Raw genomic sequence first — 13686 nt, forward strand, 5'->3', positions numbered from 1 at the left:
TGTAATACCACCAACTACTTTTGGTGTGTTTTTTGTATTAAAGCTTTTATTACCTGGATCGATACGTTCTGGAGAGTATGCGATGAAAATATCTTCTCCAACTGTAAATCCTTTATCTTCTAATGCTTTACGAATAATTTCTTCTGTTGTACCTGGGTATGTTGTCGATTCAAGCACGACTAATGTTCCTGGTTTCGCATAGTTTGCAATTTCATTCACAGAGCTTTCTACATAAGAAGTGTCTGGCTGTTGATAAATATCAAGTGGTGTAGGAACACAAATAGCAACTGCATCTACTGAACTGATCGAACCATAGTCTGAAGAAGCTCTTAAATGTCCAGAGTCTACCATATGTTTTAAATCATCATCTACTACATCACCGATATAGTTAATTCCTTTGTTTACTTGTTCAACTTTCGATTCTTGTACGTCAAAACCGATTACTGTGTATCCAGCTTTTGCTTTTTCAACGGCTAGTGGTAAACCAACATAACCTAATCCAACAACACCGATTACGGCTGTGTGGTTTTCAATTTTTGCTAATAATTCTTCATAGTGTGTAGACATTATTGTCTCTCCTTTTTAATTACGAAAATATAATACGTTTTCCTGTTTCGGATGATTCGATAATTGCTTCGATTAAACGAACTGGGTTATATCCATCTAGCCCACTAACTGCTGGTTCACGGTTTTCGTTTATCGCTGCTACCATATCTGCTATTATACAATCATGTCCTTTTTTACCCCAAGGCTCACTTTGTATTTTTGCTTTTAATGCTTGTACTTCATCTTCCGCATAGCCTTCTACATCCCATGTTTCGATGAATAATGCATTTTTCCCGCTAACTTTCACACTAGCTGTTTCACCGAAAATAGACAGGGATTCTTCTAAGTTTTGTGGATAAACGGTAGTTGCAGCTTCCACTACTCCAAGTGCTCCACTTTCAAATTCGATAAGTGCAGTTGCAACGTCTTCCGTTTCGATATTGCGGAATCTTGTGGCTACCATCCCTTGTACAGATTTCACTGGCCCCATGAACCATAGAAGCAAGTCTAAATTATGTATTGCTTGGTTCATTAATACGCCACCATCAAACTTTTTCGTGCCCCTCCATGGTGCTTGGTCGTAATATTCTTGTCCTCTATTCCAACGAACAGTTGCATTCGCATGGCTTAGCTTACCGAACTTCCCAGCATCCATCAGTTCACGCACTTCCATAATGGCTGGGCGATAGCGGTTTGGATGAACAATTGCAAGTTTAATCCCTTGTTCGTTTGCTACTTCCATCATTTCTTTCGCGTCAGCGGAGTTTAGCGCCATCGGTTTTTCTGTAATAATATGTCTTTTATGCTTCGCTACAATTTTTGTTAAGTTTGCATGTAAGCCAGAAGGTACACAAATATTCACTACATCTATTTGTGGGTTGTCTGTTAGCATTTTTTCTAAATCGGTGTATTTTAACACATTTTCATCATCTATTACTAGTCGTTCTGGGTTTGTATCACAAATCGCCAATAGATTTGCGCCTTCTGTATTGCGAATAGCAGCTATATGCTTATCTGCGATGAAACCCATACCTACAATTGCAAATTGAATCATGCTTGTTTACTCCCTCTTGCTTCTAAAATGTATTTCCATAAAGATAAAATAAAGATTGTGAATAATAATCCTAGGATAAATCCAGCAACTGCTCCTTCAAGTCCATATGATTTTGTTTTCACTACATATGCATTCGCCAGTGCAGGTTTTTCATATGAGATAATATCATTGCGCACACGTTGTTCCGTTGCCATAGCATTAGTTAGTTCCTGCTCTGCTTGGCTAAGTAATAAAGTATAGTGGTTTATTACTGGTTCGATATCCGTGTCGGCTAATGCTTGTTTATACGATTCAATAGCCTCTTGAAAGGTTTGGATTCTCGCTGATTGCGCTAAAGCATATCTTTGTGTCCCATCAACTACTTTATCATTCTGCGCCATTAAACCAGCCAGTAACTGATCATCGAATAATGTAAGCTCTTTTGTTACTTGTTCTTCAGTCTCTCCATAAACTTCTGCTTTAATATAACTTCTTGTTGGAACGAATACTTCCGCTTTGCCGGTAAAATGTTCACCGTATTGCGCCATAATATGATCAGGATTCGTTAATGCCTCTAATTTTACAGAACCAGTAAACATTGTACTTCTCCCTACATACTCTCCGTCTTTAGGGATGAACATGGAGCCTACATATCCTAATAATGCAACAATTACAGGGATAATAATAAACCAAATCTTCTTTTTCCAAAAAAATTCTAATGAATCATATAATTTATACGTCTTATTTTCCGCCATCTCACTTCTCCTAATCAAATTCGCCTTGGCCGAATTTGCGTCCAGATTTTTATCGAGCTTGCTCGATAAATTCCTCTAAAAAATCTGTGACATCCGCCGGAGGCTTTAACTTTATTCAGTTGGTTTTTTTTACCTCAAACTAAATCGAATGCTACTTTCCGTTTGTTTTCGTACTACTCCATTGTATACAGGCGCTGAATGAAGTTAATTCGTCTCATACAGGCAGTAAAAGGGAAACGTAAAAAAATACGTCTCCCTCTACTAATTGTTCATCACATTATTTTCCAGCAAAAAAATCAGCAATTTTCTCTACAACATATTGTTGTTGTTCCTCTTTTAGCTCTGGGAACATCGGTAAAGAAAGTGCTTCTTTTGCAGCTTTTTCCGCTTTAGGGAAATCGCCTTCTTTATACCCTAAGCTTTCAAAAACAGGTTGTAGATGCAATGGTAGTGGGTAGTAAATCATGGTAGATACACCGTTTTCTTTTAAGAACGCTTGTAACTCATCACGACGTTCTATCAAGATTGTATATTGATGGAACACATGATGGAAGCCTTCTACAACGACAGGTGTTTTTACATAGTCTGCCACTTTTTCATTTAATAATGCCGTATAGTAATCTGCATGTGTTTTACGTTGTTCACTCCAAGTATCCAAATGAGGGAATTTTACGTTTAATACGGCAGCTTGTAATTCATCTAAACGACTGTTATATCCAAGTACGCTATGATAGTACTTCGGCTTACTTCCATGTACACGGATGACACGGCTTTTTTCTGCTAGATCGTCATTATTCGTTACGACCATCCCACCGTCACCGTAAGCACCTAGGTTTTTCGTTGGGAAGAAACTGTATGTTGCAGCATCTCCTAGTTCACCAACTGTATATTCCCCTTGTTTTGCTCCAATTGCTTGAGCTGCATCTTCCACGACAACTAAGTTATGTTTATCCGCGATTTCACGAATGCGCACCATATCTGCCATTTGGCCATATAGATGTACAGGAATAATTGCTTTTGTTCTTTCTGTTATATGTTTTTCAATTTCTTCAGGATCTAAATTGAATGAAATCGGATCTATGTCTGCGTAAACAGGTTTTGCTCCAGCTCTTACAATTGCTCCACCTGTAGCAAAAAACGTAAATGGTGTTGTAATTACTTCATCTCCAGCACCAATTCCCGCTGCTTGTAAAGCTATATGAATTGCGTCACTCCCGTTACCACAGCCAATACCGTGGGCAACATGACTATACTTAGCAAGATCTGCTTCCAATTTTTTTACATTATCCCCTAGGATAAATTGTGAACTACTCATAACGCCATCTAAGGCTTCTAATACTTCGCTTTTTAAAGATGCGTATTGCTCAGATAAATCTAACATTGGTACTTTCATTTCGTTTACACCAACCTATCAATGAATTTTAATATGTAAAGCGCTAATTGCGCTTATACCCTACAACTTTACGGAATACTGATAAAATCGGTCGATACTCTTCATTCACGAGACCTATTTTTTCTGCAACAATTTCAAATGCGATTAATATGAAGACTAGTATAAAAATAGCCCATCTTAACGTAAGTGTTTCAAACGTGATTGCTGCAATACTAAATATTAAACCGAAACCATATATAACCAACACAGTATCTCGGTGCGATAAGCCTAATGCTAACAATCTATGGTGCAAATGGGATTTATCCGCAACGGATATTGGTTTTCTATTTACAAGTCTGCGAATAATCGCAAACGATGTATCAAAAATCGGTACGCCTAATATCATAATTGGTACGACAAAGCTAAATAACGTAACACTTTTGTACAAACCTAATAATGATAAAATGGCTATCGAGTAACCTAAAAACATGGATCCTGTGTCCCCCATGAAAATCTTCGCAGGGTAAAAGTTATGAAATAGAAATCCAAGTGTACTACCAAGTAATATTAACGACAGACTAAGTATTAACATTTTGTCTGCAGAAAACGCTAAAAATGCAATACTTGCAAATACAATAGACGAAATACCAGCAGATAAACCGTCTAGCCCATCGATTAAGTTAATCGCATTCGTAATGGCTAAAATCCAAAATAATGTTACAACGTATGAGAATATCCCAAGATCAAATACTCCGATGAAAGGAATATTTAATACTTCTACTGTTAAGCCGCTTCCCATTACTGCACATGCAGCTAAAATTTGACCTAAAAGCTTAATTTTCGCGGATATTTCATATTTATCATCTATGATTCCCAAAACAATGATGATCAATGCACCAACAATTATTCCGGTAATTTTTGCTTCATATAAACCAGATACAAAGTAACCTACTGCTACTGCAATAAAAATTGCAAGACCACCGAGTCGAGGCATCACATTCTGATGCACTTTCCGTTTATTCGGTTTATCTACAGCTCCGATCTTATGTGCAAGTTTTATAACAAGTGGCGTAACAGCTATTGCCGTTACCATAGAAATGATAAAAGCAAGAAGTAATTTTATGTCCAAAAATATCATCCTTGTTTTTTTTATTTTCATTGGCTATTAAGTTTGTCTTATCAATAGACGAATTAGCAATATGAAAGTTTCTTCGATTACTCATTATACTATAAAAATAGATTTGTAACCAAGTATATTATAAAGAAAGAAAAGACTGACTTTTCGCCTTATTATAGGCAAAAGTCAGTCTTTTGATTCTTTAGATACAAAGTATAAATTACTGGTGAATTTCGTAATTAAGCAGGAGTCAATGGAAATAACGCGTATTAATAGAGTTACCGCTAAGCTACGTGCGGGTTTTTGTCTGTCTCACTTTCTAAACAGGAGTCTTAAATCGTCGCGCTAAATCCAAATATTAGGTAGTTTTACAATTTGTGAATCCAGTAAATGGCTTAGGGCAACAAACTGGTCTGCGAAAGCAACCAATTCAATCCCTAGAGTAACCAAATTACTACTGAAAGCAACCAACTAGTTGTCGAAAGCAATCAATTCTCAAAGTAAGAGGTTTACTTGAAGTGAGGCTGCCACAAATAATACTTTTTATGCCAGTTTCAGCAGACAATCTTCCTTAGAAAAATAAAGCGGATATTTTTTGCCGTAGTGCGAAGGCTTTCCATTACTATGTGTATGAGAAAAATAGTTAGCATCTCTAATAAAGAAATGAAGAGCGCCCGAAATTGTATCTTCGAGCGCCCTTCCACTTACTTATGAAAATTCTGGCCAGTTTACTTGGTACTCGTCGCCTTCAATTTTTTCAAGCGTACGGTACTTAAAAGGAACTAGTTCATCTAATTGTAATTCTTCTAAAGCACGTTCTAATGGTAACAGCTGAAAGCTATCGTCTTCTTCAATAATCAAGTATGCACCCGCAACTTTTCCGTTTTCTTTCGTATTAATGCGAATGAAAGCTGGGAAAAACAAATCATTACTCGATTGAATAATGGAAGAAGCTAGTACTACATCTTTACCATCCTCGACTATATTATCTTGATCAATCTTGTCAAATACTTTTACAGCCCAAGCTTGGCGTTTATAATAACCTATTACTTTTGGCGTATTTTCTTCCATTGATAAATCAGGTGAAGCATTCTCTTTATCTTTTTCTTCCGAATACATGTACTTCCCTCCACAGTTAGCAAAAATCCATACTGATTACGTTATCATACATCAAAAAGGTTCGCAACTTCTAATACTTTTTAACCTTATCCAGTAGGCTTTTTGGCGCACTCGTGAATTGGTTAGTCTTTATAAATCGCTTGGATGTCATCGATAATAATTTCACCATTCGATTTATTTGCATCTTCTGTTTGCATATAGCGTACTGGTAAATCCATTTTAAGTGGATAAGATAGACCTGTCGGTACTTCTGCCGTTACGAATCTCCAATCCGTCCAGTTCACATTTTTATCAAAATCTAGATGAACTGTTTTACCAGTTGCATCTACCATTTGTGATCTTAGCCAGTTTCCTTTGCCATCACCTTTTACCCACATACCAATCTTTTTAGCAGGAGTGCTAATAGTTAACTTTGTTTTAGCACTTACATATGCACCTGAAGTGTCCGTTGTACCAGTAAAGTCATAAACTAGTTTAATAGCTTTTGATCCGTCTCTATCATTAGTAACAGATTGAACCGAAACAGATTTTGCTCGATCACTAGTAGCTTCATAGTTAAGGATACCTTTATTAAAGGATTCTAATATAGTTGGGGCACCATTCGATACTTTTAGTTGGATATTCGCTGTTTTTCCATCATAAGTTACTACACCTGCATACATACCTGGTTTCGCATTGACTACTTGCTTACCATTTGTAGTCGTTAAAATAGAAGAAGTTACTTTACCATTTCCTGATACAGCTACCGGATTCATATACTGATCGATTCCTTTAAGTGGTACAGACAAATCTGTATAGCTTTCTCCTTCGAATACTTCTAATACGTTTGATACGGGCATTATCGTTGCAAGTGCACCTGTTTTATATTGACTAATGAATAATAAAGAATTGGATACCGAACGCTCAATTCCGTCAGAAGGCTTGTTTTGAACAGTTACTTTACTATCACCTAGTTCTCTCGTAACTACTGTAGAAGAACCCCCACCATCGAATGTCATTGCGTAGGTTGCCCCTAAATCTTTCATTAGTTTAGCAGTATTTTGCAAAGTTAACCCTTTACTATCTGTTGATCTTCCATCGATAACCGCCGTGAAAATACTTCCATCTTTTTTAATACCTACAGCAGTTCGAGGTGCTACCCCAGCAACTTTAATCGTTTGTAATGTACCATTTTTCACTAAATGATAACGTCCGCTGACAGATTCTCTTACATCATTCCATTCAGCAGGAGTAAATTTTGTTGTAATCGCAATTTGGTCTCCTACTTGAACCGTTTGTAGAAACTCACTTGCAAAGTTATGTCCGGATAAAATAATTTCATCTTTGTTTAACTTAGCGTTCCCAACACCGGTAACATTTTCTAAAACAGTACCGACTAGTGTTTCAGATCCATTTAACTTTCCAGAATCTATTTTCACTCGAACTTCTGTACCGAGCTCATTTGTTCCTGTTGTTGCATTGAAGTCTCTTGTATAAATAACTAGATTGTTCGCTAATCGTTTTCTATTAACAGAACTAATCGCATATGATTGTTGCCCATTCACTGATACGTTCATCGCTACTTGAGGAGCACCAATTATTGCTTTGCCGTCTGCTTTAACTCCTAACACTGCTAACTCACTAGCCGGCGTTTGCGATGTAGAGACAATGGATCCGTCCATCATCATTAAATCGATTGGTTGTCCTTGTTTATCGAAGTAATCTGCGTTCACTCCAGCAACTACGTGATAAGAATCATTTTGTTCCACGCTATTTGCTTGAGAGGATGTTGTTTCTAGTCCCACTAATTGATCTTTTGCAAGCTCTGTTTTTAGTCCGACATTAGTAGTTTTCCCATCATATTCGATTACAAATACATTTTGAGCACCAATTGCACCGTCTATATCGAAGTATTTTTTACGAATACCAGGAGCAAGTTGTGTAACCGCCTGACTCAATACTTTACCACCCGTTAAAGTCGGTGTAGCTTCAGTTGGAAATAACTGTAATGAGTTATTTCCGCTTGGTGCTGTCGTTCCTTCTGCATTTGCTAATTCTTTTAGTTTTGCTTTGGAAGGTGTCTTATACTCGACATAACCGGCCATTTTCGTAATGTACATGCCTCCACCAAGGCCATATTGACCTCCGTATAAATTATCATATCTATAGACACGGTATTGCTCACCTTTTTTTAATACTCGTTCGAACACTAAACCTGCATCCGTACGCTTCCATAAGTTGATTGGTTTGACTACTTTAATTTTCCCAACTTGACCAGGAACCATTAATATACCGTCCCAATAAACTTTAGTTGTAGCAGCTTCTGCCTGATTTGGTTGAAAAAGAGCGCCAGTGACGATTGCAAACACGATAAAAAGGTATAGCAATTTTTGTTTCATTTAGTTATATTCTCCTTCAATTCCTTGAGCAATTATTTTTACTCGTTTTGTTGTTACTTTCTATTTTTTTCAATTGTATACTTCCATAAATTACTTCCTTCGTAATAATAAAGGTTCCCATCGACATCTTTTACGAGTCCATAAACTCCTTTATCTTTCAACCATTCTACTTCTAAATTATCTTTTCTCACTTTAAATAGTTTTCCTTCGACACTTCCGTAAATATAGCCATCATTACTATCTATAATTTGTGCATTTCGGAATCTACCAGAAATCAGTGGTAATAATTCGACCGTTCTAACGTCTGTAAATTCATCTGTATAAACGAATAGTTTCCCATCCGCCATACCCCATACTTTATTATTGCTATCTACTAATAAACTTGTAATCATACTTGAGTCAAATGGTAGTTGAATGTATGTTTTATTTTCTGGGTTACTTCTATTAAAATAGAATAATCTTGCTCCCCTTGGGTTAACTTGCTGATTCGCATGAATAGAAGTTCCACCAAAAATTTGTGTTCCTCTACTAACTAGTGACACGATACTTTGGTTATATATATAATTTTCATATATTTCCATTTTTTCATTTACCGTATCATAGAAAGCAAGCGCACCGCCACCAACACTTGCATCTGGTAATGTGCCGAATATAATTTCTTTCCCTTGATTAAAAGGTGCAACTGCAGTCGTTCTTTCTTGCCCGAATTCACTCATCCGAATAACTTCTTTTGGGTTTACAGTTTCCCATGGAAGGGAACGATCATAAACTAGTACTCTAGCAAGTGGATATGCTCCGATATACAATTTATTGTTTATATCAAACATAGACTCTATTTGGCTAATATTTCGATATAATTCTTTCTTTCCAGTTGCAACATCATATACACCAAGACCACCGGACATATATCCATTAGCAAATATTTTCTTACCATCTTCGCTAGAAGCTAGTGTATATAATTCTACCGGTTGTTCTGGTAAGTCAAATTGATAATACTGAATTTCTCCTGTTTGTGGATTGTATTCAAATAATTGACCTAGATTATCGACCATTCCAGATAGAAGCCATTCTTTCGGTTCTTCGAAGATAGTCTCAGTAGTTAGTTGTTCCTCGATAATCGGTGCTTCCACATTTACCTTGTTGTCTGTCGAAGTTGCTTGTGACTGAATTTCTTTGAGAGATTTCTCACTGAATATTTTTTCAAAAAGTGATACCAGGTCTGTTTGCTCATCTTCTGTTTTTTTCGTTTCTTTTAGGATAAAGTCCAGATTAATCGCTTCTGTCCCTTTTGGTAAATATAAACCAAGCTCCGTATGCGCTTTTGTTTCGAAGTCATACCGGATTAATTGCTGCGCTTTTGTATAGTATAGAGACTTTCCATCTGGTGATAACGTAGAAACAGTTTTTGAACTCAACTCAAACTCATCCACAATTTTCAATGTCTTTCTATCAAAAACTACTGCTATATTAGATGGATGCAATCTTGCAATGACATACTCATCCGTTAACACTAAATCCTGCGCGTACTTTTCCGACATGTATTTTGCTGGTAAAAAAGATGTGAAGTTTTTCGTGCCAGGCTTCTTTACTAATAAATCCATGGAAGAACCGATCGATACGTAAATTTCATCTTTTTTCTCATCTGCAACGATTGCTTTCACAAATTCTTTTCTTTTTCGAATTTGTCCAAACTCTTCTATTTTTTTCGTTTCTGTGTCAAACGCTACTAGTGAGCCTCCGTATGCTGACCCAGCATATAATTTATGTCCAGAGACGATTAAATCTTGAATAGAAGTATCGCTTTTATTGGAAAAAATAGCTCCATGATTTTCAAAAACTTCCGTATTTGGATCATAGCTATATAGAACACTTGAAACAGATCCACCTACCCAAAGCTTTCCATTTTCATCTACATCAAGACCCCAAGCACTTTTAGAATCCTCTAACGTAAATGTATGTATAGTTTCCTTTGTTTTATAATCTACTATAACTAATGCCGCTGGAGCTCCATGCATGATGTAATAAATGAAATACTCACCTTTATCATTTGCGGCAATTTTAGATGAAATAGCAGATGATTTGAAAATCATTGGACCTAAGTTTTCATATCCTTCTTGGATAACTTCTTCCGCTGGTCCTTCCTCTATCGCGTCTTCTAACCATTCTTCTACGCTACCCTCGACCTCAATTACTTCTTCCCCGGTTCCTACCGGTTGTACTACTACTTCTTCTAAAGCTGTGTTTGTTTTTAGTAATTCTTCAGCATTTGCCACACTATTTAATGGTGTAGCTAACATGGCAGCCATCACTGGAATATAAATTTTCTTCAAATTAAAACCCCCTCATCTATATTTTAACATTAACATCTATTGGTAACATTTAAAACTTATAGTTGTAATATAATTGAAACATTAGCAAATCAGCTGGAAAATGCTTGCCCGTTTAATTCATGATATAATAGGCAATGGAATTTAAAAGTAGGGAGAATGAACATGTTACATTCTATTAAGAAAATGATTTCTGGTGAAATAATTGAGTTAAAGCAACTCAAAAAAATAGTATCCAAGATTAACGCGTTGGAAGATTCATTTACAAATAAAACCGATATAGAGCTTCAAACATATACAACTAGTTTTCGTGATCAATTAAATAATGGAGCAACTCCTGAAGAAATCATGTTGGAAGCATTTGCGGTCGTACGCGAAGCTTCGAAACGTGTGTTAGGTATGCGACACTATGATGCACAGTTAATGGGTGGAGCAGTATTAACTCAATCTCAAATTGCTCAAATGCAAACGGGAGAAGGTAAAACATTAGTTGCAACGCTACCTGCGTATGTGATGGCTTTACACGGTAAAGGAACGCATATTATTACAGCCAATGAATATTTGGCAAGTCGAGATTTTGAACAAATGAAGCCGTTATTTGAGTTTTTAGGCTTAACAGTTGGTTTGAATATTTCCGGTATAGAGAATGAGGAGAAACAAGCTGCCTATAACTGCGACATTACATATGGTACTGGGACAGAATTTGGCTTTGATTATTTAAGAGATCATATGGTACAAAGCGAAGAACAGCTTGTGCAGCGACCACTTTTTTATGCATTAATCGATGAAGTAGATAGCATATTGATAGATGAAGCAAGAACTCCTTTGATTCTAGCAGGGAAATCCCACGAAAGCTTGAATTTGTTTCCAATTATGCAGCTAGTTATTAGTTCGTTCAAAGACGAAGAAGATTACAATTATTACCCAGAGACGAAACAAATCGTGTTGTTGGATAATGGTGCAGATCGCCTAGAAGAAGCATTTGGCATTGATAATGTATATGACCGAGAGCATCGTGAATTTATGCATATTGCAATGCAAACACTTCGAGCAAAAGTAGTTATGCGTAAAGACGTAGACTATATTGTAAAAGACGACAAAATTATGATTGTGGATCCATATACTGGACGTATTATGGAAGGTCGTACATTTAGCGATGGACTTCATCAAGCAATCGAAGCGAAAGAAAAAGTTTCCATTAAAGAAGAAAATAATACACAAGCTTCTATTATGATTCAACATTATTTCAGATTGTACAAACATGTATCTGGAATGACCGGTAGTGCAGTTCCTTCACGCGATGAGTTTTGGGAAACATACAACTTACGCGTAACGGAAATACCGACAAATAAACCAAACAAACGCATCGATATGGAAACGCTCGTCTATTTAACGTATGAAGATAAAATGAAAAAAATTGTAGAAGAAACGCAAAAATACCATAAAATGGGTCGCCCTGTTTTGATCGGAACGACTTCTATCGAACAGTCGGAAAAACTTTCTTCCTATTTAAATGACCTTGAAATCGAACATTCGATACTTAATGCAAAAACAGTAGAAGATGAAGCAGAGTTAATTTCGCAAGCGGGACAAATGAATAAAATCATGCTCGCAACGAATATGGCTGGGCGAGGAACAGACATCACTTTAGGGGAAGGCGTTGCTGAACTAGGTGGTCTGCATATTATTGGGACGGAACTTCATAGTAGTGCCCGAATTGATATGCAGCTTCGTGGTCGTGGTGGACGTCAAGGAGATCCAGGTAGCTCGCAATTTATCATTTCATTAGAGGACGAGTTATTCCACTATTATGATGAAGAGGAATTTACTAAATACAAAAATAAGTTGAAAACGGATGAGACTGGCTTAGTTATTTCATCTAATCCAACGAAGTTTGTGTATAATGTTCAAAATGTAATCGAAGGTATGCATTTCTCGAGTCGATCTCATTTATTGAAATTAGATGATATTAATAACGATCAACAACGCGTTATGTATAATTACCGAGAAAAGGCGTTAAAAGTAGAAAATATGCAAATGCTTATTATTGATGCTATGCATGAACGCCTAAACACTCTACTCGACGAACTTACGGATTCGAATTTAAATGATGTGCATGAGTCGGGTATTATAAACGAGATAATGGATGAGATTAAAATCATTTCAATGCTAACATCGTATGAAGAGGATGCATTTTCTTCTTTAAATTCGGAAAATAAAGAGCAGTTGAAGGAAGCGTTAGAAGCTGTTTATGAGAAAGCTTTTGAGATTGTCAATTTAACAAGTAGTGATAGCGAAGAGTGGAGAAATATTCAATCTTACTATACGGAGACGTTAGACCGTTTGTGGATTGGACATCTAAATAATCTGCATCATTTAAGAGAAGGTATCAGCATTCGAGGGTATGGTCAAGAAGATCCATATCGCTTATACTCGTTCGATGCGCTTCATTTATTCCAAGAAATGCTTCATACATTCTTTAGAGATGCGATTCGGTATAATTTCCAAGTGAATGGTGTTAATAAGGAACAATAGATTCTAGCATATTATGGGCAGGAAGTGTCTTTCTACTTCCTGCCCTTTATAATTGTAAAAACACAGTCTGGTATTCGTGTCAGATGATCAAGATAAATAGATAGTTTAGGGATACTGCGTGGTAGTGGGTTGAAAATGAGTGTCCGCTGGGATTTCCGCTGCTGGGCGGACGCTTTCCGTGGGGTGAGCGATGAGCCTTCACCGCCGCGCCTGCACGCGTCCGTTGTGAAGTCTCATTTTGCTCACTTGATCCCACTGGAGTCGCCTCCCAGCAGCGAAAATCCATGGGAATTGCTTGCTAATTTTGCGTCTACTGTTATCAAAGCTTTAAATTGATCAGATTCACTACGCAATATTTATTAAAGCTTATTAGAAAATACTTTCTCCAAATAAGTAGAGTATTTACTTAGGATAAAGTTCGTTTCATACAACTATTTATTGGTATGAGACCTCGTATTCATCGTCGTCTCACTCCAAGTAAACTTGTTATTTTAAGAATTGGTT

At 36.7% G+C, this 13686-nt stretch carries 9 protein-coding genes; 1 reads left to right on the plus strand and 8 read right to left on the minus strand.

Going from position 1 to position 13686, the window contains the following annotated elements; all coding sequences use genetic code 11:
* The 8 genes from FG383_RS19740 to FG383_RS19775 all read right to left on the minus strand — a co-directional run.
* A partial coding sequence (locus tag FG383_RS19740; RefSeq protein WP_246097069.1) for a nucleotide sugar dehydrogenase occupies positions 1-567 on the minus strand: 567 nt, incomplete at its 3' end.
* 19 nt (positions 568-586) lie between these two features.
* Complete coding sequence (locus FG383_RS19745; protein ID WP_142609283.1) at positions 587-1600, minus strand: Gfo/Idh/MocA family protein; 1014 nt, start codon at positions 1598-1600, stop codon at positions 587-589.
* Positions 1597-2334: a hypothetical protein gene (locus FG383_RS19750; RefSeq protein ID WP_142609285.1), complete on the minus strand. Its 738-nt coding sequence runs from the start codon at positions 2332-2334 to the stop codon at positions 1597-1599. Before FG383_RS19750 ends, FG383_RS19745 begins: the two co-directional genes overlap by 4 nt.
* A 277-nt stretch (positions 2335-2611) precedes the next feature.
* Positions 2612-3727, minus strand: a complete 1116-nt coding sequence (locus FG383_RS19755) for a DegT/DnrJ/EryC1/StrS family aminotransferase (protein WP_142609287.1) — start codon at positions 3725-3727, stop codon at positions 2612-2614.
* Positions 3728-3770: 43 nt separating this feature from the next.
* Positions 3771-4835 (minus strand): glycosyltransferase family 4 protein, encoded by a 1065-nt coding sequence (locus tag FG383_RS19760; protein ID WP_142609289.1) that lies wholly within the window; start codon positions 4833-4835, stop codon positions 3771-3773.
* Positions 4836-5531: 696 nt separating this feature from the next.
* Positions 5532-5942 (minus strand): hypothetical protein, encoded by a 411-nt coding sequence (locus FG383_RS19765; protein WP_142609291.1) that lies wholly within the window; start codon positions 5940-5942, stop codon positions 5532-5534.
* A gap of 122 nt (positions 5943-6064) precedes the next feature.
* Positions 6065-8320: a phosphodiester glycosidase family protein gene (locus FG383_RS19770; protein ID WP_142609293.1), complete on the minus strand. Its 2256-nt coding sequence runs from the start codon at positions 8318-8320 to the stop codon at positions 6065-6067.
* Between the two features lie 53 nt (positions 8321-8373).
* Complete coding sequence (locus FG383_RS19775) at positions 8374-10650, minus strand: NHL repeat-containing protein (RefSeq protein ID WP_142609295.1); 2277 nt, start codon at positions 10648-10650, stop codon at positions 8374-8376.
* A 162-nt stretch (positions 10651-10812) separates the two neighbouring features.
* Between FG383_RS19775 and secA the strand changes: the two genes are divergently transcribed.
* Positions 10813-13182, plus strand: a complete 2370-nt coding sequence (gene secA, locus FG383_RS19780; RefSeq protein WP_142609297.1) for a preprotein translocase subunit SecA — start codon at positions 10813-10815, stop codon at positions 13180-13182.
* Positions 13183-13686 lie beyond the last annotated feature (504 nt).

Source organism: Psychrobacillus soli (assembly GCF_006861775.1).
Lineage (GTDB): Bacteria > Bacillota > Bacilli > Bacillales_A > Planococcaceae > Psychrobacillus > Psychrobacillus soli.